Source organism: Nonomuraea sp. NPDC001684, from assembly GCF_053596515.1.
The window spans coordinates 1-22630 of the sequence record NZ_JBSFGJ010000078.1 but is presented as its reverse complement, the minus strand read 5'-3'; the positions used below and the strand labels follow the sequence as shown (position 1 = coordinate 22630).

At 71.9% G+C, this 22630-nt stretch carries 16 protein-coding genes; 7 read left to right on the top strand and 9 right to left on the bottom strand.

Annotation, left to right across the window (positions count from 1 at the left end; all coding sequences use genetic code 11):
• Positions 1-28 precede the first annotated feature (28 nt).
• The 4 genes from ACWCSD_RS17245 to ACWCSD_RS17230 are packed head-to-tail and all read right to left on the bottom strand — an operon-like array spanning position 29 to position 4895.
• Positions 29-928 (bottom strand): carbohydrate ABC transporter permease, encoded by a 900-nt coding sequence (locus ACWCSD_RS17245; RefSeq protein WP_397162442.1) that lies wholly within the window; start codon positions 926-928, stop codon positions 29-31.
• Positions 925-2298: an ABC transporter permease gene (locus tag ACWCSD_RS17240; RefSeq protein ID WP_387668065.1), complete on the bottom strand. Its 1374-nt coding sequence runs from the start codon at positions 2296-2298 to the stop codon at positions 925-927. Before ACWCSD_RS17240 ends, ACWCSD_RS17245 begins: the two co-directional genes overlap by 4 nt.
• A 12-nt stretch (positions 2299-2310) precedes the next feature.
• On the bottom strand, positions 2311-3639 hold the full coding sequence (locus ACWCSD_RS17235; protein WP_358283386.1) for an ABC transporter substrate-binding protein: 1329 nt from the start codon (positions 3637-3639) through the stop codon (positions 2311-2313).
• 8 nt (positions 3640-3647) lie between these two features.
• Positions 3648-4895, bottom strand: a complete 1248-nt coding sequence (locus ACWCSD_RS17230; protein ID WP_387668062.1) for an ABC transporter substrate-binding protein — start codon at positions 4893-4895, stop codon at positions 3648-3650.
• Positions 4896-5025: 130 nt separating this feature from the next.
• Here ACWCSD_RS17230 and ACWCSD_RS17225 point away from each other — a divergent pair, with 130 nt between their 5' ends.
• From ACWCSD_RS17225 to ACWCSD_RS17215, 3 genes are read left to right on the top strand one after another with little or no spacing between them, the layout of a single operon-like run.
• Positions 5026-5532: a PadR family transcriptional regulator gene (locus tag ACWCSD_RS17225; protein ID WP_387668059.1), complete on the top strand. Its 507-nt coding sequence runs from the start codon at positions 5026-5028 to the stop codon at positions 5530-5532.
• The gene (locus ACWCSD_RS17220) at positions 5529-6257 is read left to right on the top strand and encodes an ABC transporter ATP-binding protein (RefSeq protein WP_352349946.1); all 729 of its coding nucleotides are present in this window, start codon (positions 5529-5531) and stop codon (positions 6255-6257) included. Before ACWCSD_RS17225 ends, ACWCSD_RS17220 begins: the two co-directional genes overlap by 4 nt.
• Complete coding sequence (locus ACWCSD_RS17215; protein ID WP_358283392.1) at positions 6254-8524, top strand: ABC transporter permease; 2271 nt, start codon at positions 6254-6256, stop codon at positions 8522-8524. Before ACWCSD_RS17220 ends, ACWCSD_RS17215 begins: the two co-directional genes overlap by 4 nt.
• Positions 8525-8542: 18 nt before the next feature.
• Here ACWCSD_RS17215 and treS read toward each other — a convergent pair whose 3' ends face one another.
• Both treS and ACWCSD_RS17205 read right to left on the bottom strand, forming a co-directional pair.
• On the bottom strand, positions 8543-10237 hold the full coding sequence (gene treS, locus ACWCSD_RS17210; RefSeq protein ID WP_358283394.1) for a maltose alpha-D-glucosyltransferase: 1695 nt from the start codon (positions 10235-10237) through the stop codon (positions 8543-8545).
• A gap of 264 nt (positions 10238-10501) precedes the next feature.
• Complete coding sequence (locus ACWCSD_RS17205; protein WP_449915947.1) at positions 10502-12124, bottom strand: asparagine synthetase B family protein; 1623 nt, start codon at positions 12122-12124, stop codon at positions 10502-10504.
• 116 nt (positions 12125-12240) lie between these two features.
• Here ACWCSD_RS17205 and ACWCSD_RS17200 point away from each other — a divergent pair, with 116 nt between their 5' ends.
• The 4 genes from ACWCSD_RS17200 to ACWCSD_RS17185 all read left to right on the top strand — a co-directional run bounded on the left by ACWCSD_RS17200 (position 12241) and on the right by ACWCSD_RS17185 (position 17491).
• Positions 12241-14052 carry a hypothetical protein gene (locus ACWCSD_RS17200; protein ID WP_397162445.1) on the top strand — a complete coding sequence of 604 codons (1812 nt, stop codon included), beginning with the start codon at positions 12241-12243 and terminating at the stop codon, positions 14050-14052.
• A gap of 16 nt (positions 14053-14068) precedes the next feature.
• Positions 14069-14701 carry an anticodon-binding protein gene (locus tag ACWCSD_RS17195; protein ID WP_397162446.1) on the top strand — a complete coding sequence of 211 codons (633 nt, stop codon included), beginning with the start codon at positions 14069-14071 and terminating at the stop codon, positions 14699-14701.
• A 163-nt stretch (positions 14702-14864) separates the two neighbouring features.
• Positions 14865-16205: a diaminopimelate decarboxylase gene (gene lysA / locus ACWCSD_RS17190; RefSeq protein WP_397162593.1), complete on the top strand. Its 1341-nt coding sequence runs from the start codon at positions 14865-14867 to the stop codon at positions 16203-16205.
• A complete protein-coding gene (locus tag ACWCSD_RS17185) occupies positions 16202-17491 on the top strand; it encodes a homoserine dehydrogenase (RefSeq protein ID WP_397162447.1) in 1290 nt (429 codons plus the stop codon). The genes lysA and ACWCSD_RS17185 overlap by 4 nt, the downstream gene beginning before the upstream one ends.
• A 16-nt stretch (positions 17492-17507) precedes the next feature.
• Here ACWCSD_RS17185 and ACWCSD_RS17180 read toward each other — a convergent pair whose 3' ends face one another.
• From ACWCSD_RS17180 to ACWCSD_RS17170, 3 genes are all read right to left on the bottom strand, one after another.
• Positions 17508-19184: a glycosyltransferase gene (locus ACWCSD_RS17180; protein ID WP_449915944.1), complete on the bottom strand. Its 1677-nt coding sequence runs from the start codon at positions 19182-19184 to the stop codon at positions 17508-17510.
• The gene (locus ACWCSD_RS17175; protein ID WP_449915941.1) at positions 19181-21238 is read right to left on the bottom strand and encodes a glycosyltransferase; all 2058 of its coding nucleotides are present in this window, start codon (positions 21236-21238) and stop codon (positions 19181-19183) included. The genes ACWCSD_RS17180 and ACWCSD_RS17175 overlap by 4 nt, the downstream gene beginning before the upstream one ends.
• Positions 21235-22630, bottom strand: a 1396-nt coding sequence (locus ACWCSD_RS17170) for a glycosyltransferase (RefSeq protein WP_449915939.1), incomplete at its 5' end; no start/stop codon positions are given. The genes ACWCSD_RS17175 and ACWCSD_RS17170, both read right to left, overlap by 4 nt.

Below are 22630 nucleotides of genomic sequence, written 5' to 3'. Positions count from 1 at the left end.
CGGGAGGCGGGCGCCCGCCGGGAATGGCCTACTTGACGGAACCGGCCATCATGCCCTGGACGAAGTACCGCTGGAAGGCGAAGAACAGCACCAGCGGGATGATCAGTGACAGGAACGCCCCAGAGGAGAGGATGTCGACGTTCGATCCGAACTGCCGCATCTGAGACTGCAGGGCCTTGGTCATCGGCTGGTTGTCGGTGTTGGCGAACACGAGCGCGATGAGCATGTCGTTCCACACCCACAGGAACTGGAAGATCCCCAGCGAGGCGATGGCCGGCTTGCCCAGCGGGAACACGACCTGGGCGAAGATCTTCCACTCGGGTGCGCCGTCCATCCTGGCCGCCTCCAGGAGCGAGGCCGGGATGCCGACGAAGAAGTTGCGCAGCAGGAAGATGGCGAACGGCAGGCCGAACGCCGTGTGGAACAGCACCACGCCGGGGATCGTGCCGAAGATCCCGACACCGCCGTAGAAGGCGGCGACGGGGATCAGCGCGATCTGGATCGGCACGATCAGCAGGCCCACCACGACCAGGAACGCCGTGTCCCGGCCGCGGAACTCCATCCACGCGAACGCGTACGCCGCCATGGCCGCGATGCCGATCACCAGGATCGTGGTCGGCACGGTGATGGCCACCGTGTTCCAGAACGACGAGGTGAAGCCGCTGGCCAGCAGGTTCTTGTAGTTGGCCAGGGTCAGCTCGGCGGGCTTGGTGAAGATCGTCCACCAGCCCTCGGCGTTGTTCACCTTCACCGTGCGCAGGGAGACGACCAGCAGGCCGAGCGTCGGCACCAGCCAGAACAGGCCGAGCACGATCATGATCACCTGGACGGCCCCGCCGCCGAGGCGGTCCACGATCCTGCTCGCCACGCCCCTGCGCGGCGCGCCCGACTCCAGTCCGTGAGACGCGTTCACGGTCGCGGTCGTCATGTGTCTTCCCTTCTGAACCGGCGGATGTTCATGATCATGAAGGGGAGGACCAGGATGAGCAGGAACACCGCGAGTGCGCTGCCGAGCCCCTGGTTGTTCCCGCCGCCGAACGACACGCGCCACATCTCCAGCGCGACCACGTTCGACTGCGGCTGAACCGAGGCCGGCGCGATGATGTAGACCAGGTCGAAGACCTTCAGCGTATTGATGATCATCGTCACGAAGACGACGAGCAGCACCGGCGACAGCAGCGGCACGGTGATCCGCCGGAACACCTGCCACTCGGTCGCGCCGTCGATGCGGGCGGCCTCCAGGGCGTCCCGCGGGATGGCGGCGAGGCCGGCGGCGATCAGCACCATCGCGAACCCGGCCCACACCCAGACGAACGCGCCGATGATCGCCGGCGTGATGAGCGTCTGGCCGAGCCAGGTCAGGCCGCCGTAGCTGGCCTGGAAGTTCGACTCCGGCAGCCGTACGACGTAGGAGCCCGCGGGCAGGCCGTCGAAGCGGAACGTGCCGTCGTCGGCGGTCGTCGCGGTGCCCGCCACCTTGCCGTTCTGGACCGCCTCGACGGTGATGCCGGGCAGGCCCTTCTCCGTCGGGTCGACCGCGCCGCTCTTGCCGCCGCCGCCCTGGGTGAAGTCGAACCAGACGGTCCCCGACAGGCCGTCGCCCGAGGGGGCGCGAGCGGTCTGGGCGTTGGACGGCATGGTCTGCGGCTTGACGCCGACGATCGGGATCAGCACCGGCCGGCCCGCCTGGGCGGGCTCCTTGGTGACGACCGCGCCGTTCTGCTCGGTCACGGGAGACTCGTCGCCGCCGCGCGGCCGGGCCTCGGGGTAGCCCTTGGAGGAGGAGAACGTGTCGTGCACGGTGGTGAGCACGGCGTTGGCCAGGCCCTTGTCGGGGCTCTCCTCGTACACCAGGCGGAAGATGACGCCCGCGGCCATCAGCGAGACCGCCATCGGCATGAACACGATCAGCTTGAACGCCGTCGCCCACTTGATGCGCTCGGTCAGCACCGCGAAGATCAGGCCGATCGTGGTGACCACGATCGGCGCCACGACCACCCAGATGAGGTTGTTGCGGATCGTGACCAGCATGCCCTGGTCGCTGAAGATCGTGGCGTAGTTGCCCAGCCCCACGAACCCGCTGCCCGAGGCGTCGAACAGGCTGCGGAAGATGGAGTAGACGATGGGGTAGACCACCCAGACGCCGAGCAGCAGGGCCGCCGGCAGGAGGAAGGCGATGGCGACCGCCGGCGATGGGCCGAGGCGTCGTCTCGTACGGGGGGTTTCAGCCGGTCCTGCGGAGGGCCCGCCCGCGATCTTCGCGGGCGGGGCCGCCGGGCCGTCCAACCGTTCGGTCACGGCCTTACCTCTTTACTTCCAGGCCTTCTTGGCCTCGGCCTCGAGCGCCTCCTGGGCGCCCTTGACGTCGCTCGGGTTGCGCAGGAAGTCCTGAAGGACCTTCCACTCGCCCTTGCCGTCGGTGCCGCCGAAGGCGCTCGGGGCCAGGTCCGACATGTCGTAGCGGACGGCGTCGCCGGCGGAGACGATCGTCTGGCCGAGCTGCTTGGTCAGCTCGTCGGGGTAGTTGTCGGGGGAGACGTTCTTGTTGGGCGACAGGTAGCCGGGGAGCTTGGCCCAGATCTCGCCGCCCTCCTTGGAGGCCAGGAACTGCACCAGGGCCATCGCGCCGGGGGAGTCCTTCATGACCACGGCCACGTCGCCGCCGAGCACGACCGGGGCGGTGTCGCCGGCCTTCGGGAACGGGAAGTACTTGGCGCCCTCGCCGACCTTGGCGCCGTCCTGGGTGGCCTGGGTGGCGACGAAGTCGGCCTCGATGACCATGGCGGCCTTCTTGTTGCCGTAGACCTTGGTCACGCAGGTCGGGAAGTCGGTCTGCAGCGCGCCGGAGGCGCCGTCGAGCACGAACTCCTTCTTGCCCGCGATCTGCGCGATCTTCTCCAGGGCGGTGGCGACGCTGGCGTCGGTCCACGGGATCTCGTGCTTGGAGAGCTTGTCGTAGTTCTCCGGGCCGGCGCTGGACAGGTAGACGTTCTCGAACAGGTCGGTCAGCGTCCAGCCGGAGGCGCCGCAGAGGGAGAAGGGCGGGGTGCCGGAGTCGGCGATGGTCTGCCCGGCCTTGATCAGCTCGTCCCAGGTCGTCGGCACCTGGACGCCGGCCTCCTCGAACGCCTCGGAGCGGTACCAGACCAGCGACTTGTGCGCGGCCTTGATGAGCACGCCGTACACCTTGCCGTCGGCGGAGCCGAGCTCCTTCCAGTACGGCGTGTAGTTGGTGTCGATCTCCTGGGTGACCTCGGCGGACAGCGGCTTGAGCGCGTCCTGCTTGGCGTACTGCTGCACCAGACCCGGCTGCGGCAGGATCGCGACGTCCGGCGGGTTCTTGCCCTGGATGCGCGGGCCGAGGTAGGCGCCGGTGTCCTCACCCGTGGAGGCGTAGGTGACGGTGGCGCCGGTCTTGTCGGAGAAGGCCTTGAGCACCTGCTCGAAGTTCTTCTGCTCCGCGCCGGTCCACTTGGCCGCGACCTCCAGCTTGACGCCTTCGAGCGTCTTGGCGCCGGCGGCGGAACTGGCCGGCGCCGACTCCGAGGCGGTGGGGGTCGTCGTCGTCGGGGCGTTGCCGCAGGCGGCGACGGCTACCGCGAGCCCTGCCAGGACTACTGCTGCACTGGCTTTACGCATGGCTTGCCTCACTGGGTTCTGATGATCTCTTCGAGTTCTGACTTCATGGAGGCCGCGACGTCGTCGGCGGACTCGTTCTCGGGGTCGGCCAGGGCCTTGGCGACCGAGCTGGCGATCACCAGGCTCACCTGGTTGTAGTTGGCGCTCACCGGCCGTGGTTTGGCGGCGAGGATGCTCTCCTTGAGCACCGGCAGGTACGGGAACCGCTTGATCAGGGCCGGGTCGTCGTACAGCTCGGTCCACACGGGCGGGAAGGAGCCCTCGGTGAGGACGCGGCGTTCGTTCTCCAGGCTGGTGAAGTAGCGGATGAACTGCTGTGCGGTCTGCTGGTGCTTGGAGTAGGCGCTGACGGCCAGGTTGATCCCGCCGAGGGAGCTGGATCCCTGACCGTTGAGTCCGGGCAGCCGGGTCACCGCGAAGCGGTCGCCCAGCTTGGCCCTGGCCGGGCCGTAGGCGTGCGGCCAGTTGCGGGCGAAGGCCAGCTTCCCGTCCTGGAAGGCCAGCCGGGTCTCCTCCTCCTTGAAGGACAGGGAGTCGCCGGTGATCCAGCGCTCCCGCAGCCCTTGCATCAGGAAGTCGAGCGCGATCTTCCCCTTGGCCGGATCGAGGGTCACTTCCGTGCCGTCGTGGTTGAGAATCTGCCCGCCCGCCGACTGCACTGCCTCGGAGAAGTTCACGGTCAAGCCTTCGTAGGCCAGGAGTTGGGCCGCATAGCCTCCGATGTCCCGCTTTTTCGTTACTTCTCGCGCTTTATCGCGAAGTTCCGCCCAGGTCTGCGGCGGCTTCTTGATGAGATCGGTCCGGTAGTAGAGCAGTCCCGCGTTGCTGGTGTACGGGACGGCCCAGAGCTTGCCCTTGTAGACGGCCGTGTCCACGACGGGCGGCAGGAACCTGTCGAGCGGGAACAACCCGCGCTCCAGGGGGATGATCCAGCCGTTCTCCGCGAACTCGGCGGTCCACACCACGTCGAGCCCCAGCACGTCGTAGCGGTTGCTCTGGGCCTGGAGGTTGGCCACCATCTGGGCGCGTTGCTCGTCGGCGGCCTCGGGCAGCTCCAGCAGCGTCACCTTCTCGGCCGGGTGGGCCTGGTTCCAGCGGTCCAGCAGGGGTTGCAGGTACGCCGTGGTGTCGCGTCCGGTGGCGAAGGTGATCGGGCCTGTGCCGCCCGTCCCCTTCTCGCCGCTGCCCTCGTCACCCGCCACCGTGCATCCGGCCGCCAGCACGACGACCAGAGCGAACGAAAGCGGGCGCAGCACTCTGTTTCCTCCACAATCAGCGGGGTTACATACGTGTTAGGTAGATGCATTCATGTTATGCACACCTGTAATCTGATGGTCAACGGATACCTACGTAACGCTCACGTAACACAAAGCGGGGAGGTGAGGCGTGCGGCTTCACCTGCTGGCGCTCCTGGCCAAGGAACCGGCCCACGGCTACGAGCTCAAACAGGCCCTTGAACAGACGTTCGGCAGCGCCTACCCCTCCCCGAACATCGGGCAGATATACGTGACGCTCGGCCGGCTGGAGAAGGACGGGCTGGTCAGGGCCGTCGACGTCGAACAGTCCAACCGGCCGAACAAGAAGGTCTACTACCTGACCGCCAAGGGCCGCGACCTGCTCACCATCTGGGTCGACGAGCCCACCGAGGGGCCCAGGGTGCGCGACGAGTTCTTCATGAAGCTCGTGCTCGCGCCGCTCACCGGCATCGCCGACCGGATGGCGCTGATCAGCCGCCAGCGCCGCCACTACCTGTCGCTCATGGGCGACCTCAACGACCTGCTCTCCCGTACCGAGCCTGCCGATCGGGTGGCTCTGCTGCTGATCGAAGGGGCCATGCTGCACCTTCAGGCCGATCTTGACTGGCTGGAGCGATGCCAGGAGGATCTGGCATGAGCTCGGTCCTAAAAACGGTCAATCTGGTCAAAATCTACCAAGATGGCGCAGTGCCGGTGCCGGCCGTGCGTGGGGTGGACCTCCAGGTCGAGCCGGGCGAGTTCGTCGCGGTGATGGGGCCTTCCGGCTCGGGCAAGTCCACGCTCGTGCACATGCTCGGCGGCCTCGACGCGCGCACCAGCGGCGAGATCTGGCTCGACGGGCAGCGGGTCGACACCCTCTCCGAGAGCGCCTGGGCGCTGCTGCGGCGCAAGAAGGTCGGCTTCGTCTTCCAGTTCTTCAACCTGGTCGCCAACATGACCGTCGGCGACAACGTCGAGCTGCCCGCGCTGCTGGCCGGGGCCTCGCCCAAGGTGGCCCGAGAGCGGCGCGAGAGCCTGCTCGGCGCGCTCAACCTGGCCGACCGCGCCGGGGCCTCGCCCGCCCAGCTCTCCGGCGGCGAGCAGCAGCGCGTCGCGCTGGCCAGGGCCCTGGCCAACAAGCCCAGCCTGCTGCTGGCCGACGAGCCCACCGGCAACCTCGACAGCCGCAACACGCGCGACGTGCTGCGCCTGCTCAGCGACGTGCACAAAGAGGGGCAGACGATCGTCATGGTCACCCACGACGCCCGGGTGGCGGGCCTGGCCGACCGGCTGGTGTCGCTGTTCGACGGCGAGATCGTCGACGACGGCCGCATCGCCCGCCGCCGCACCCGCACCGCCGGCGAGGTGATCGACCTCCGATGAGCACCACCCTGGCCGGAAGCCGGTGGATCAAGGCCGACCTGCGGGCCAGGAAGGGCCAGGCGGTGCTCACCGTGCTGGTCGTGGCCGGGATCGTGGCCGCCCTGATCACCGCGGCGACCCTCCTGGAGGACGGCACCAACCCGTGGCGCAGCCTGTCGGCCCAGACCGACGGCGCCCACGTCTGGGTCTACACCGACGACGACCCCCAAGTCGCCCTGGGCGGCATCGACGGCGTCACCGGCACCGCGGGCCCCTACCGCTCGGCGCCCGTCACCGTGGCGCAGGAGGGCAAGAAGGAGCCCGCGTCGCTGCGCGCGATGCCCGCCTCGCCGCCCCGGGTGGCCCATCCCGTGCTGGCCGAGGGCAGGTGGCTCGACGGCTCACAGCCCGACGGCGTGGTCGTCGAACACTCCTTCGCCAGGTCGCTGGGCCTGGCGATCGGCTCGCCGTTCACCGTCATCGCGCTCAACGGCGAGCGCCACACCCTGTACGTGCGCGGCATCGCCGACTCCGCCGACCAGGGCTTCTACCCCGAATGGACCCCCGGGCTGGCCTGGGTGCTGCCCGCCACGCTCGACCGCGTCGAGCCCATGCTGGGCCGCAGCGAATGGGTCACCGGGCTGCGCCTGTCCGACCCCGACGCCAGCCAGGTCGTGGCCCAGCGCGTCGTGGTGATGCTGGAGGACAAGCTCCAGCGCGTCTACACCTGGCGCGAGGTCAGGGCCGCGATGGAGCTGGACAACCGGCTGCTCGGCACGCTGCTCGCGCTGTTCGGCGTGGTGGGCATGGTCGCGGCGGCGCTCGCGCTGGCCAACGCCGCCGGCGGCCGGGTGCTCGGCCAGCTCCGCGACCTGGCCACGCTCAAGTCGATGGGCTTCACCGGCGGCCAGGTCGCCCTGCTGCTCCTGGTCGAGCACGGCGCGCTCGGCCTGCTCGGCGTCGGTCTCGGCGCGCTGGCGGGCTGGGGGGCGACGGCGGTGGTGCTCGGCACGTACTCGGCCGCGCCGGTCCCGGTGCTGGCCATCGTGGCGGGCACGGCGCTGGTCGTCCTGGGGGCGGTGGGGGTGCCCGCCTGGCGGGGGGCGCGCACGCCGCCGATCCCCGCCGTGCCGGCCTCGCCGCCGCGCGGCCACCTGTCCCGGCTGGCCCGGCTCGGCCTGCTCGTACGCCTCCCGCCCGCCCTGATCCTGGGCACCCGCGACGCCTTCACCAGGCGCGTGCCGGCGTTCCTGACGGCGTTCGGCCTGGCCGTGCCGATGATGATGATCACGATCGGGCTCGGCGTCTGGGCCACCCTCGACAACTTCCTCAGCCACCCCGAACAGGTCGGCCAGCACGCCGGCCTGTACGTCCGTCCCGGCAAGCAGATGGAGTCGGCCGAGGCCCAGCGCATCGCCGAACGCGACCGCGACGTGCGCGCTGTCTACCCGGGCAGCGACGTGAACGCCCTGGCCCCGGGCGAGGCCCGGTCGGTCCGGGTGCGGGCGGTCGGCAGCTCGACCGACCCCTACCCGTTCCCCGTGATGGAGGGCAGGGGCTACGCCGAGCGCGGCGAGGCGGTCGCCGGGCAGGGGCTGCTCGACCTGCTGGGGGTCAGGATCGGCGACCGGGTGCGCCTGACCGTGGGCGGCTCGCCGCTGATCGTCCGGATCGTGGGCCGCACCGTCGAGCCCGACCTGGACGGCGAGGTGCTCTCGGTGGGCCTGGACAGCCTGGCCGCCAAGGACTCCGTGCCGCCCCAGTACTACGCGCTGGCCCTGCGGCCGGGCGCCGACAAGGCCGAGGTGCGCGCCAGGCTGCTGGCCGAGTCGGGGGAGAACCTCGACGTGCAGGCCGCGGTCAACCCGGCCGACCGGCTGTCGATCATCAGAGTGGTGATCGTGGCGCTGATCGCCGTGCTGGCCCTGATCGGCCTGGCCAACCTGCTCACCGCGAGCGCGATCGGCCTGCGCGACCACGCCTTCGACCTGGCCGTGCTCAAGGCCATGGGGCTGACGCCACGCCAGGTCATGGCCACGCTGGTGACCGGCACCGGCCTGCTGGTCGTGCTCGGCGTCGGCGCCGGCACGGCGGTGGGGGCGTCGGTGGTGGTGGGGCTGATCGACCTGCAGGGTCACACGAGCGGCGTGGGCGCGGGCATCGGCCGCGCGCCCTCGCCGGTGACGCTGGGAGTGGCCGTGGTGACGGCAGTGGGCACGGCCCTCGCGGTGGCGCTCATTCCCGCCCGCCGCGCGGCCCGTGCCCAGGTGCCCGTCACGTCACGCTGATCTGCTCGGGGGCTGTGCTCAGTCCCCGGGCTTCAGCGCGAACCAGTAGAAGCCGTGGCCCGGCAGGGTCAGCAGGTAGGGCAGCTCACCGATCTTCGGGAAGCGCACCCCGCCGCGGGCCTCGACCGGCACCATGCCCTCGAACCTGCGCAGGTCCAGCTCGACGGGCTGCGGGAACTTCGACAGGTTGTTGACGCAGAGCATCACGTCGTCGCGGTCCTCGCGCACGTACGTGAGCACGCACGGGTTGGAGGACCACATTTCGGTGTAGGCGCCGAGGCCGAACACCGGGTGGTTCTTGCGGATCTCCAGCATGCTGCGGGTGAAGTGCAGCAGGGAGCCCGCGTGGCGCTGCTGGGCCTCCACGTTGACCGCCTGGAAGCCGTAGATCGGGTCCATGACGGCCGGCAGGTAGAGGCGGCCCGGGTCGGCCGAGGAGAACCCGGCGTTGCGGTCGGGGCTCCACTGCATCGGCGTGCGGACCGAGTCGCGGTCCTCCAGCCAGATGTTGTCGCCCATGCCGATCTCGTCGCCGTAGTACATGACCGGCGAGCCCGGCAGCGACAACAACAGCGCCGTGAACAGCTCGATCAGGTCCCGGTTGTTGTCCAGCAGGGGCGCCAGCCGACGCCGGATGCCGAGGTAGGCCCGCATGCGCGGGTCCTTGGCGTACTCCTTGTGCATGTAGTCGCGCTCTTCCTCGGTCACCGTCTCGAGCGTGAGCTCGTCGTGGTTGCGCAGGAAGATGCCCCACTGTGCCGTGTCGGGCAGCTTGGGGGTGCGGGACATGATCTCGGAGATCGGCTCGCGGGTCTCCTTCTTCACCGCCATGTAGATGCGCGGCATCAGCGGGAAGTGGAAGGCCATGTGGCACTCGTCGCCGCCGGTGGTGGGGTCGCCGAAGTACTCCACGACGTCCTCGGGCCAGCCGTTGGCCTCGGCCAGCAGCACCCGGTCGGGGTAGAGCCGGTCGACCTCCGAGCGGATCTTCTTCAGGTACGCGTGCGTCTCGGGCAGCCCGGAGCACGCCGTGCCCTCACGCTCGAAAAGGTACGGCACCGCGTCGAGGCGGAAACCGTCGATCCCCAGGTCGAGCCAGAACCGCAGCACCTCCAGCATGGCCTCCTGCACCGCCGGGTTGTCATAGTTCAGGTCCGGCTGGTGGTGGAAGAAACGGTGCCAGTAGTACTGCTTGCGCACAGGGTCGTACGTCCAGTTGGACTCCTCGGCGCCGATGAAGATGATCGGCGCGTCCGGATAGCCGGTGGGCTCGTCGGACCAGACGTAGAAGTCCCCGTAGGGCCCCTCCGGATCGTGCCTGGAGGCCTGGAACCACGGGTGCCTGTCGCTGGTGTGGTTCATGACCAGGTCGGTGATGATCCGCAGGCCCCGCTCGTGCGCGGCCTCGATCAACTGGACGAAGTCTCCCAGGTCGCCAAAATCCGGAAGGATCTTCATATAGTCCGAAATGTCATAACCGCCATCGCGCAGCGGGGACTCGTACAGCGGCAGCAGCCAGAGGCAGTCGACGCCGAGCCATTCCAGGTACCCGAGCTTCTCGATGAGACCGCGCAGGTCGCCCGTGCCGTCACCGTTGGAGTCCTTGAACCCCCGGACGAGAACCTCGTAGAACACCGCCCGCTTGTACCATCGCGGATCTTCCGAGACGAAAGCCTCAGAGATCGACTCAGGTGATGGGGATGCGTTGATCATGATGTCGCTCACAGGAAGAGATGTGGGCAGGACGAAGTCACCGGTTACCCCGGCGTTCTTAGCTGGTGACCGCGCCGCGTGGAGTCGTCATCCCTGCGAACTCCATGCCCTCGAACGAGACCGGATTTGTGATCTGGTGCCCGTTTGTTGCGGCGCTTACGGGCCGAACACTACCAGCCCGGTGGCTTTCCGGAACCCGCTTCTGCTGTGCGACGTGTAATACCCGCGAGATCCGTATGTAATCGCCCTGTTACCCAGAGTTCACTAAAAAGGTGCGGTGACGTCCGGGAGGTCGTTCTCGAAGTCGTTCAGCCAGAGTCCGAAAAGCACCAGTCCGCGCACCCAGAAACGGTCGTTCCAGCCGTTGAACCGGGTCAGCGCGTCCGGACCGCCGGCGATCACCTCGTGCAGCTCGTCGGAGAGCATCGCGGGCACCCGCCGGGCCACGACTTCGAGCATGGCGTGGGAGTACGCCCGCGCCGGCGCGGCCGTGGAACGCAGGGGCACCCGCTGGAGCGGCTGCTTGACCACGTTCGTGGACGGCAGCGCGGCCACCCTCGGGTTGGCCGCGTGCAGCACCTCGCGGTAGAAGCGGCCCTTGTCCTTGCGCGCGACGCCGACGCTGAGCGCGGCGTCGAAGAAGGCGGGATGGATGAACGGCGCCGCGAACGACGCCTCCGGCCCCACCAGGTTGACCGCCGAACGCGCGATGCCGCGCACGGTCCTGGTGTGCAGCACTGACAGCGGCAGCTCGGCCCGGTGGCCGTGGAGCATCGAGGTGGCCGCCGCGAACTGCTCGCGCACGGTCTCCTCCATCCACTGCGCGGCCGCCTTGGACAGGAACGGCTGCGCGGGCGCGCCCAGCGACAGCGAGCCCAGCAGCGCCGCCGACCGCTCGGCCTGCGTCCTGGCCTCCAGCGCGGCGCCGCTGACCATGAAGTTCTTCAGCAGCGGGCCGCCGGCCAGGCCGTCGACCAGGATGCGGCCCGAGCCGTGCACCTCCTTGGCGAACGGCGCGTACCAGGCGTGGTGCGGCGTCAGGTACTCCAGCCGGCGGGCCACCTCGGCGGCGTCGGCGGGGTAGGCGGCGGCGTCCTGGGTGACGACCCGGTGCGGGATGCCCAGCTCGCGGGTGATCGACCTGGCGAAGGCGATGTCGGTGTCGGTGCCGTCGTCGGGGCTGGTGGTCCACGACTCGACGTCGGCGCCGCGGGCCATGGCCACACTGGCCAGCAGGCGCGAGTCGTAGCCGCCGCTGACCGGCACGAGCAGCCTGCGGCCGTCGTAGTCCTCGTAGACGTGGTGCAGCAGCTCGACGATCTCCTCGGGGCTGGTCCACGCCTCGTACGGCTCGGTGCGCAGCCAGCGCGGCAACCGGCGCTCGGTGGCCAGGCGTCCGTGCTCGAAAACCAGCGCGCTCGACCCCGGCAGCCGCCTGACCTCCCGGTACGGGGTCGCCTCGCCCAGCGGGAACGTCACCTGGATGATCGAGGCCCAGGCGGCCCAGTCGATCTCGATGGGCACCAGGCTGAGCAGCGGCTGGATCAGCGAGGAGAAGTAGACCGCGTCGCCCTGCCGCACGTGGTAGACGTCGACCAGGCCGAGCGCGCCCGCGTGCAACGTCACCCGCGCGCCGTCGCCGATCAGGCCGGGCGTCTCGTACGTCTCCGCGACCGTCATCCAGTCCTCGGCGGCGGCGGGCTTGCGCTCGCCCCACGAGAACGCGAACGCGCCGCCCGCCCGGTGGTACGGCGGCAGCGGCGCGGAGCTGAACAGCGCGGCCTCGTCCGTCTGGAGCGCGGGCCGCACCTTGGGGCCCGCGGCGGTGAGTTTGCCCAGTATGGAGGTGTCGATCCGGCCGAGAGCGCCGCATACGTAGGGTCGCACGTTGAACTGCACCGGATCTCATCCCTTCGAGACGCTTCCTGCAAAAGAGTATCCTTTGCCGGGCTGAGAGAGCGGAGGTCCGGTTGTCTACCGAGCTGGAAAGCACGCGTCGGGCGTTGCGGGAAGCTGTCGCGCAGGCCGAGCGCGCGGCCGAACTGGCCAGGCTGCTGGACGCCGCGCAGTCCAGGCTGGCGGCCGCCGAGGAGAGCGCCGAGGAGGCCAGGAAGCTGGCCGAGCAGCTGAGCGAGACCGAGGAGCGGCTGGAGGCCGAGCGCGCCGCGGCCGACAGGCTGCGCAAGGAGCTGGCCGAGCAGCGCTTCCAGGCCGAGGTGGCCAACTGGAAGCTGTCCTCGATCAAGGTCGCCCGCTGGAACCGGCTCGGCGACGCCATCAAGAGCGGCAAGAACAACCCGATGCGCCTGGCCAAGGGGCTCAAGGGCGCGGCCAAGCCGGTCAAGCGGCCCAGCGCGCCCAAGCGCCGGCCGGTGGCCGTCCAGGGGGCCAAGGAGGCGCGTCCTGGGGCGTCGTTCCAGGCCACCAGCACGACCAGGACGCTGGGCGGGGCCTCGTTCAAGCTCAAGCCGTACCGGATCCCCACCGGGCCCAACACCCGCCCGCACCTGACCGCGGCCGTCGTCGCCGATCCGCACGTCGAGGCGCTGCTGCGCTACGAGTGGCGTCAGACGACCGGGTTCACGCCGCGCGACTTCGCCCGCGTGCTGCCGCTGGAGGTGCCCCACCTGCTCGTGGTGGAGTCCGTCACGCAGGGGCCGTGGCTGGAGGAGCTGACCGGCGAGCCGGGCGAGGGGCTCAGGTCCCTGCTGGCCTGGTGCGCCGAGCGCGGCATCCGCACCGTCTTCTGGCACACCCAGGGCGACGTGGCGGACTACGCCGCCGCGGCCGAGCTGTTCGAGCACCGCTTCACCACCGACATGACGGTCCCGTGGCCGCGCCTGCACTTCGGCGTGCAGCCCCGGGTGCACAACCCGCTGCCGCTGGCCGGCGGGCGGGTCGACCGGGTGCTCACGCTCGACCAGCTGCTGCCGCCGCACCTGGCCTATCCCGACGTGCTCACCTCCTACCGCTGGCCGGCCGCGGCCGACTGCCCGCCGGGCACGCCGCAGTGGCGGCTGGCCGAGATCGCCGCCTGCGGCACGCCGATCGGCACCGAGCCGGACTCGCGGCGGGCGCACGTGGCCCTGCGCCGGGCCTACGGCACGGGGACGATGACCGAGCGCGTGGACGAGCTGCTGGAGGCCATCGGCCTGCCCAGCGCCCGCGCCACCCTCGACACCTCCGTGCTGCTGCCGATCCTCGACCCGTCGCTCATGGAGCACGCGCTCGCCCAGGTGGCCAGGCAGTCCGGCGTGGCCCAGGTGATCGTCATCGGCCCGCCCGAGGCCGAGCTGCGCGCCCGTGACGTGCTGACCGACGCCGAGGTGCTGTACCGGCGGCCCCACCCGGCCATGAGCGAGGGCGCGATGCTGGCCAAGGGCCTCGACCTGTGCGAGGCCGACCTGGTCGCGGTCATGGACCCGCGCGACGTCTACGGCCCGCACTACCTGTCCGACCTGCGCCGGGCCTTCCTGTTCAGCACGGCCGACATCGTCGGCAAGGCCGCCTTCTACGCCCACCTGCGCAAGCCCCAGGCGACCCTGCTCAAGCAGCCCGAGGCCGAGTACGCCTACCTCCCCGAGATCGCCGGGGCCACCCTGCTCGCCCGCAGGAACGCCCTGCGCGAGGTGGGCTTCGCCGACCTCACCGAGGGCTGGGACGAGGTCATGATGCGCCAGTGCCGCACCGACGGCGTCAAGGTCTTCTCCGCCGACCGGTTCGGCTACGTGCGGGTGCGCGACGAGGACCGCTGGCTGCTCGGCGCGGCCCACCTGGTCGAGTACGGCTCGGCGGAGCCGCACGCGCTGATCTGACGCCTACGCTGAGCCGATGACCGACCTGCTCGCCCAGTCGCTGGCGGAGGTGCTGGGGGAGCCGCCGGCGCCCGAGGGCACCTGGGAGCGGGAGGCCGTCTACGTGACGGCCGCCGCGCTGCGCCGCCGCGTCCCGCCGGCCGAGCTGGCCGCGCGGGTGCGGGCGGTGGACGGGGTGAGCGAGGCGCGGGCGCGGCCGAACGGCTTCCTGCGCATCGTCGTGGACGCGCCGGGACGGCTGGTCGAGTCCCTGGACCCGCCCGCCCTTCCCGAGCCCGGATGGCCCGACTTCCCGCGCACGTGGGACAACCCCGGCTTCGTCGTCCGGTACGCCCACGTCCGTGCCTGCGCGGTGCGGCGGTGGGCCGGGGAGCTGGGGGTGCCGCTCACCGGCTTCCGGCCCGAGCTGCTCGACGACCCCCACGACCGCCGGGTGCTGCGGGTGCTGGCCGAGCTGCCCGGACGCGCCCTCAGCCGCGACCCCGGCTGGGACGCCTTCTCGGTCCGGCTGGCGCTGGCCTACCACGACGCCCACGAGCACGCCCCCGCCGTCCCGATGGGGGACGAGCCGGTCCGGCCGGTGCACACGGCGCGGTTGCGGCTGGCGGAGGCCGTCCGGGGGGTACTGGTTGGGCCGGAAAGATTGTGATGGATCGTAAAATATCCGGCTAAAGCGCGAAAAATCGTGAAAATGTTGCTTGTGGACCTTGATCGCGTCTCGATACGTGGGCGGTGGTCCTGGAAGGGGCGGCGGTTCCGATAGCCTCGATCGGGTGAGCTTCGTCCATCCAGCCGGGGACCGGCACGCCGAGATGCTGCCCCACGAGCGCCCCCCGATGGCGCCCGCCGACCTCAACCGGATCGACCCCGCGATCTGGCCCCGAACGTCGACCCGGACCGACGGCACGCTCACGGTCGGCGGCGTCGACGTGCGCGACCTGGCCCGCGAGTTCGGCACGCCGCTCTACGTCCTCGACGAGGCCGACGTACGCTCACGCATGCGCGACTACGCCACGGCCTTCCAGGGCTCCGAGGTCCACTACGCGGGCAAGGCGTTCCTGTGCAAGGAGATCGTGCGCTGGCTGGCCGACGAGGGCCTCGGCCTCGACGTCGCCAGTGGCGGCGAGCTGGCGGTGGCGCTCAGCGTCGGCTTCCCGCCCGAGCGCATCACCCTCCACGGCAACAACAAGTCCACGGCCGAGCTGACCCGCGCCCTGGAGTGCGGCGTCGGGCACATCGTGGTCGACTCCTACGAGGAGATCGCCCGCCTCGGCTACCTCGCCGAGCAGCTCGGCAAGCGGCCCAAGGTGATGATCCGGGTGACCACCGGGGTCGAGGCCCACACCCACGAGTTCATCGCCACGGCCCACGACGACCAGAAGTTCGGCCTGTCGCTCAACACCGGCGCCGCCGCCGAGGCCGTGCGCCGCATCCTCGCGCTGCCGCAGCTCGACCTGGTCGGCCTCCACTCCCACATCGGGTCGCAGATCGTCGACACCGCCGGGTTCGAGGTGGCCGCGCGACGGCTGGCCACGCTGCTGGTGCAGATCAAGGACGAGCACGGCGTCGTCCTGCCCGAGCTCGACCTCGGCGGCGGCTACGGCATCGCCTACGTCGAGGGCGACGAGGCCCCCGACATCAAGGAGCTGGCCGACGGCCTGCGCGAGATCGTCACCAAGGTCTGCGCCGACGCCGGCCTGCCGGTGCCGCGCCTGACCGTCGAGCCGGGCCGCACCATCGTGGGTCCGGGCGGCATCTCCCTCTACGAGGTCGGCACGGTCAAAGACGTCGAGGGGCTGCGCACGTACGTCAGCGTCGACGGCGGCATGAGCGACAACGTGCGCACCGCCCTCTACGGCGCCGAGTACACCGCCACCCTCGCCAGCCGCGCCAGCGACGCCGCGCCTATGCTCAGCCGCCTGGTCGGCAAGCACTGCGAGAGCGGCGACATCCTGGTGCGCGACTGCCACCTGCCCGCCGACCTGGCGCCCGGCGACCTGGTCGCCGTGGCCGCGACCGGCGCCTACTGCCGTTCGCTGGCCAGCAACTACAACTACCTGCCCAGGCCCGCCGTGGTCGCCGTCGCCGACGGCGCGGCCCGGGTGATCGTGGCGGGCGAGACCGAGGACGACCTGTTGAGGGGGCAGCTGTGAAACCGCTGAAAGTGGCTCTGCTGGGCTGCGGCGTCGTCGGCTCGCAGGTCATCAGGCTCCTGCACGAGCAGGCCGACGACCTGGCCGCGCGCATCGGCGCACCGCTGGAGCTGGCCGGCGTGGCCGTGCGCAGGCTCGGGCGCAAGCGCGACATCGAGGTCGACCCGGCGCTGCTGACCACCGACGCCGAGTCCCTGGTCACCCGCGACGACATCGACATCGTCGTCGAGGTGATCGGCGGCATCGAGCCGGCCCGCACGCTCATCGTGGCCGCCCTCGAACGCGGCAAGTCGGTCGTCACCGCCAACAAGGCGCTGCTGGCCGAGGACGGCTCGTCCCTGCACGAGGCGGCCCGCCGGGGCGGCGGCGACCTCTACTTCGAGGCCAGCGTCGCCGGCGCCATCCCGCTGCTGCGCCCGCTGCGCGAGTCGCTGGCCGGCGACCACGTCAAGCGCGTGCTCGGCATCGTCAACGGCACCACCAACTACATCCTCGACAAGATGGACACCTCGGGCGCGTCCTTCACCGACGCCCTGGAGGAGGCCCAGACGCTCGGCTACGCCGAGGCCGACCCGACGGCCGACGTCGAGGGCTTCGACGCCGCCGCCAAGGCCGCGATCCTGGCCGGCCTGGCCTTCCACAGCCGGGTCACCGCCGACAAGGTGCACCGCGAGGGCATCACCGAGATCACCGCGACCGACGTCGCCTCCGCCAAGGCCATGGGCTACGTCATCAAGCTGCTGGCCATCTGCCAGCGCTCCGACGACGGCCGGTCGTTCGGCGTGCGGGTGCACCCGGCGATGATCCCGCGCACCCACCCGCTGGCGGGGGTGCGCGAGGCGTACAACGCGGTGTTCGTAGAGGCCGAGTCGGCCGGGCAGCTCATGTTCTACGGCAAGGGCGCCGGCGGCGCGCCGACGGCCTCGGCCGTGCTCGGCGACCTCGTGGCCGTCGGCCGCAACCGGCTGGCCGGCACCCACGGGCCCGAGGAGTCCACCTACGCCGACCTGGCCGTCCACCCGATGGGCGACACGGTCACGCGCTGCCACGTGGCGCTCGACGTGGCCGACAAGCCCGGCGTGCTGGCGCGGGTGGCCGACCTGTTCGCCAAGCACGACGTGTCCATCCAGACCGTCCGCCAGGAGGGGCACGGCGACGACGCCCAGCTCGTCATCGTCAGCCACCGCGCCACCGACGCGGCCCTCACGGCGACCATGGAGGGGCTGCGCGAGCTCGACATCGTCCGCGCGGTCGCCGGCGTGATGCGCGTGGAGGGCGACGACTGACGCCCGCCCCGCCCGGTCAGTGGGCGGGGAAGGCCAGGTCGCGGACGCGGCGCACGGCCCGTTTCAGGACCGTGCGGTCCTGCTCGCGGGCCAGCCGCACCGCCTCGCGCCGCCAGCTCTCGGCCTTCTCCCGCCAGCGGGAGGCGTCCCTGCCGTTCTTGGCGGCCTCCCGGCGCAGCTGGGCGATCTCGGCGCGCAGGGCGGCGACGCGCTTGCGATGGAGGGTCAGCTCCTTCTCGTGGCGGGCGGTGAGCAGGGCGAGCTCCGCGACCGGCGGCCGGCGCGGCGGGTAGACGTCGGGGCGGCGGCGCAGGCCCCACGACGCGCCGTCCGCCCATTCCAGGCCGTACAGGGCGTCGATCAGGTCGTCCGGGTGGTCGCCGGGGGCGGCGACCAGGGCGGCTCTGGACAGCGCGGCCGTCCGGTCGAGGCGGGCGGCGACCACGCCCTGCGAGGTCTCGTCCAGGGCCAGGCACAGGCTGCCGAGGTCGTGCTCGTCCAGGTGGGCGATCAGGCGTTCCAGCGTGCCGGGGGAGAGAGTCCAGCCGGACGGCACGGTCAGTCGGAAGGGGGCCGTCGTGCCGGTGGGCGGTTCGGTGGCCAGGCGGACCCGCGGGTCGTGCTCGAAGGTGGCCTTGAGCAGGCGCAGGTCCAGGTCGGGGTCGCGCAGGGGCGAGCGGCGTCCGGTGGGCAGCGCGGGCCAGGGGCCGGTGAGGGTGAGGCGCACGTCGGGGATGGAGGAGGCGAGCAGGGCGTCCGCGGTGGCGCGGGTGTCCTCGTAGCCGCCCGCCGCCACCACCGCCTCCACGTACGGCACCAGCCACTGCCGCCCCGGATCCGTCCGCAGATACCGCCGGTAGGGAACCCGGTCGGCCACGTAGGGGTCGTTGTACCGCTTCAACGCGGCGACGTCGCGCATCGCGGTCGGCAGGCCGACGTGCCACGCCCGCGCCTGCGGGTCCGGGACGAACACCGCCCCCGCCTGGACGAGCCGGTACCCCAGCTCGGTGTCCTCGGCCAGCACCAGCGAGGTGTCCAGGCCGCCGATCGAGCGCAGCAGCGCCGCCGGGTACGACGCCGTGGCCCCCACGTGCACGCGGGCGGCCGTCGCGCCGGACGCCGTACGCAGGCCGTCGTGGTCGTGGATGATCTGCTCGGCCCAGTCGTGCCGGTGCGGCGACAGGGGGAACAGGCCGTCCTCGGCGCCCGCGTCCAGGGCCTGGACGACCTGCTCCGGCGTGGGCGGCTCGGCGGCCGAGGTGAAGTCGATCCAGCCCAGCACCACCACGTACGGGGCCAGGTGGTGCCACCGGAGCTGGGCCTCGACGTGCCGCCGGTGCGGGACCATGTCGGCGTCCAGCACGAGGACGACGTCGCCGGCGGCGGCGTCCAGGCCCGCCTGCACGGCCCAGGCGCGCCCCCAGCCGCCCGGCGGGCTGGAGATCAGCTTGGTGCCGCCCGGGGCGAGGGCGGGCAGGCGGATGGGGATGGCGCTGCCGTCGTCCACCACGATCACGTCGAGCAGGTGCGCCGGGTAGCTCTGCGCGGACAGGGCGGCGAGCGTCAGGTCCAGGGTCTCCTGGCGGTCGTGCGCCGGGATGACGACCGTGACGGCGAGCTCCGGCTCCCAGGCCCCCAGCTCGGGCGGGTCGAGGACGCCGAAGTCGTTGCCACGGATGCGCGGGACGGTCATGGGCGGCTGCTCCCCTCCAGCTCCATCAGGGCGTTCGGGCGGAACCCGCGCCACTGGCGCCGGTTGCGGCGCAGGAACGTGCCGATCGGCTCCTGCCAGGTGTGGGCGGAGGCCGGGCCGCGGCGCAGGATGTAGCCCAGGCCGTGGGTGCGGTAGATCTGGCCGCCCGCCGCCTGGAGGGCCTCCTGGAACTGGGTGTCCACCGAGCGGCGCAGCGGCCGGAAGCCGCCCACGGCCTGGAACGCCGAACGCTCCACCAGGATCGTGCCGCCCGCCACGAAGCTGGTGATCTGCTCGGTGACCTGGCTGCGGTGCACGGTGACGTCGATCGAGGCCAGATAGACGAACTCGGGCACCGTGCCGACCACCTGCGCCCCCGAGTAGGCGTGGGCGAGCAGCAGGTCGGCCAGGAAGTCGGGGCCGTACCAGTCGTCGTCGTCCATCTTGAGCAGGAACGAGCCGGAGGCCCGGGCGGCGGCCTCGTTCAGCACCTCGCCGAAGACGGCCGCGGGGTCGGCCTCGTACACGGTCAGCGGGCCGCCGAAGTCGGCCAGGGCCGCGGCGACGTCCGGGTGCTCCCGCGGGACGCCGTGCAGCGCGAGCACCACTTCGAGCTGGGCGTCGCGCTGGCGGGCGATCTGCCGCAGCGCGAACGGCACCATGTCGGCGCGCCGGGTGGCCAGCAGGACGGAGGTGAGCGGGGGAGCGGGGGCGGGCGCGCCGAGCTGCTCCCACCGCGCCGCCACGCCATGGGTGCGCAGGGCGGCCCGGCGCAGCCGGATGCTGTGCTCCTCGCGCCGCAGCTCGTCGGACAGGTCGGGGGCGGCGGGCAGCAGCGCGACCAGCTCGTCCCCCAGAGCGCCCGCCCAGCGCGGCACGGCCCCGGTGACCAGCGGCACCCCGGCGGCGGCCAGACCGGCCAGCACCCGCACGGCCGCCAGCGGGCCGCTGTGCGGATGTTGCCAGCTCACCTCGACGCCGCGGATCTGCCGGAGCCTGGCCACGTCGGCGTCGGTGACCCCGCCCGACTCGGCGAACGTCGTGACGACCTTGCCGTCGAGCAGCACCGACCAGCGGCCGTCGCGCTCGGCCAGCGCGGCCATGCCCCGGGACGGCGTGGTCACGAACCCCTGGGGGTTGACCAGCCGCTCGTCCACGGGCGGGACCATCGACGGCTCGCCGAGCACGTCGGGATCGGCCAGCGGCGACCCCGCCCCGCCGGGACGCCCGATGCTCTCCCAGCTCGCGGCGACGATCGTGGGCCGCTCGACGGGCGCCTGGTCCCCGGCCCAGCCGATCCCGCCCGGCTCGGCGGACCCGCCCGGCGTCAGGGCCGGGGACGCGTCCGGGGCGCGGCCGTCGCCCGGCGGGCGCAGGGCGTCGCCGGCCAGGCCGCGGAGGGCGACGTCGCCCAGCGTGCGGAGCACGACGTCGCTGCCGGGGGCGCCGACGCGTTCGGGGACCGGGCCGCTCACCTCGGCGGGCGTGGCGTTCGGGTCGCCGGGACGCCAGTCGGCCGAGCCGATCCCGGCGATGCCGGCGGCGGGCGCGGCGATCACGTCCAGGCGGTGACCGGCGAAGGCGCGGGCGGTGGCGGTCACCGTACGGCCGGCGGGCGTCGCGGCCGAGAAGCGGGCGTCCACCACCCACACCCGGTTCCTGGGCTGGTAGACCCGCAGGTCCGTCAGCGACCGCCAGCGGTGCGCGGGGGTCGGCGTGGGCACGGGGGCCGGGTGCGAGGCGGGGGCGTCGAGCACGCACACCACCACCCGCCCGGCCAGCGGGAGCAGCTTGTGCAGGGTCGCCACCCTGCGCAGGTCGGCGGGCGTCCTGGCGAGCACGAGGACGTGGTCGGCCGACTCCGGCTCGGCGGGCGGCTCCACCAGGTCCCGGTCCAGATCCACGGCGCCGGCGGGCAGCCCGGCGCGGCCCTCACCGCCCTCGCCGCCTTCGCCGTCGGCAGGGAAGGTGGGGCTCTCGATGCCGGCCAGGAACACCCGGGCGTCCGGCAGCTCGGCCAGCAACGCGGTGACCGTCCGCCGCTCGGCGCTCATCCGGCGCTCCGCAGGTGCCGGATCAGGGAGCTCAGCGGCCCGGGAGCGGGGTCCTCCTGCTCCTGCGCGCGGGACAGGCGCTCGACCTCGGCGGAGAGCCGGTCGACCTGGGCGCGCAGCTCCTTGGTCTCCGCCAGCCGCCGGGCCGCCAGGGCGCGCCACTTGGCCGGGTCGCCGCCCAGCGGCGGCGGGTCGGCGGCGGCGCCGAAGCCGTGCTCGCCGCCCTCGACCCACAGGACGCCGAACAGCTCGTCCACCAGGTCGTCGGCGGGGCCGTCGAAGCGCGCGGCGCGGGCGAAGGCGGCCGTGCGCTCCAACCGGGCGGCCACGACCCCGTCCGCGTCCTCGTCCAGCGCCACGCAGAGCAGGCCGAGCAGGTCCTCGTCGGCCAGCCGCACGAGCCTGGCCAGGGTGTCGGCCCCGAGGACCCATCCGGCGGGCAGCCGCAGCAGGAACGGGGTGGGGGCGGCGGTGACCGGTTCGCTTTCCGCGAAAGTGACGCGCGGCTCGTGGGCGTACAGGTTGTGCAGCAGCCGCAGGTCCAGCAGCGGGTCGTCGAGGCTGGACCGGCGCTCGCCGGTCAGCCGGCCCCAGGGGCCGACGACGGTGACGGCGGCGTCGGGCAGCGTGCCCGCCAGCGCCGCGTCCACGCTCGCCCGGGTCTCCTCGTACGTGGTGGCGCTCACCACGACCCGCACGTACGGCACCCGCCAGTGGCGCCGGGGATGGCCGCGCAGCCAGCGCAGATCCGGCACCAGATCGCCCAGGTAGGACCAGTTGTGCCGATGGACCTCCTTCTCCCGCAGCATCACCGTGGACGGCCCGACGTGCCACGCCCTGGCCTGCGGATCGGGCACGAACACCGCCCCCGCCTGGGCCAGCCGGTAGCCCAGCTCGGTGTCCTCGGCCATGTTGAGCGAGGCGTCCACGCCGCCCGCCGCGCGCAGCAGCTCGGCCCGCACCGACGTGGAGGCCCCCGTGTGCAGCAGGTACGCGCTCGTCCCCGCGTCCTTCAGCATCCGGGTCGACTCCAGCGTCTTACGCGTGTACTCCGGTCGCGTGCCCTCCTCGCCGGGGGCCGTCACGAACCGGATGTCGCCGATCACCACCACGTGGTCGAGCAGGTGGTGCCAGCGCATGTGCGCCTCAAGGTGGTCGGGGGCCAGGATCATGTCGGAGTCCAGCCAGTGGATCACCTCGCCGGTGGCGGCCAGCTGCCCGGTCTGCCGGGCCGCGCCGCGTCCCCAGCCGTCGGTCACCCGTACGACGCGGGCCCCCGGCAGCTCGACCGGCGGCGTGCTGCCGTCGTCGGCGACCACGATCTCGACGAGTTCGGCCGGGTAGGTCTGCGCGGCCAGCGCGGACGCCGTGCGCTCCAGCGCCTCCTGGCAG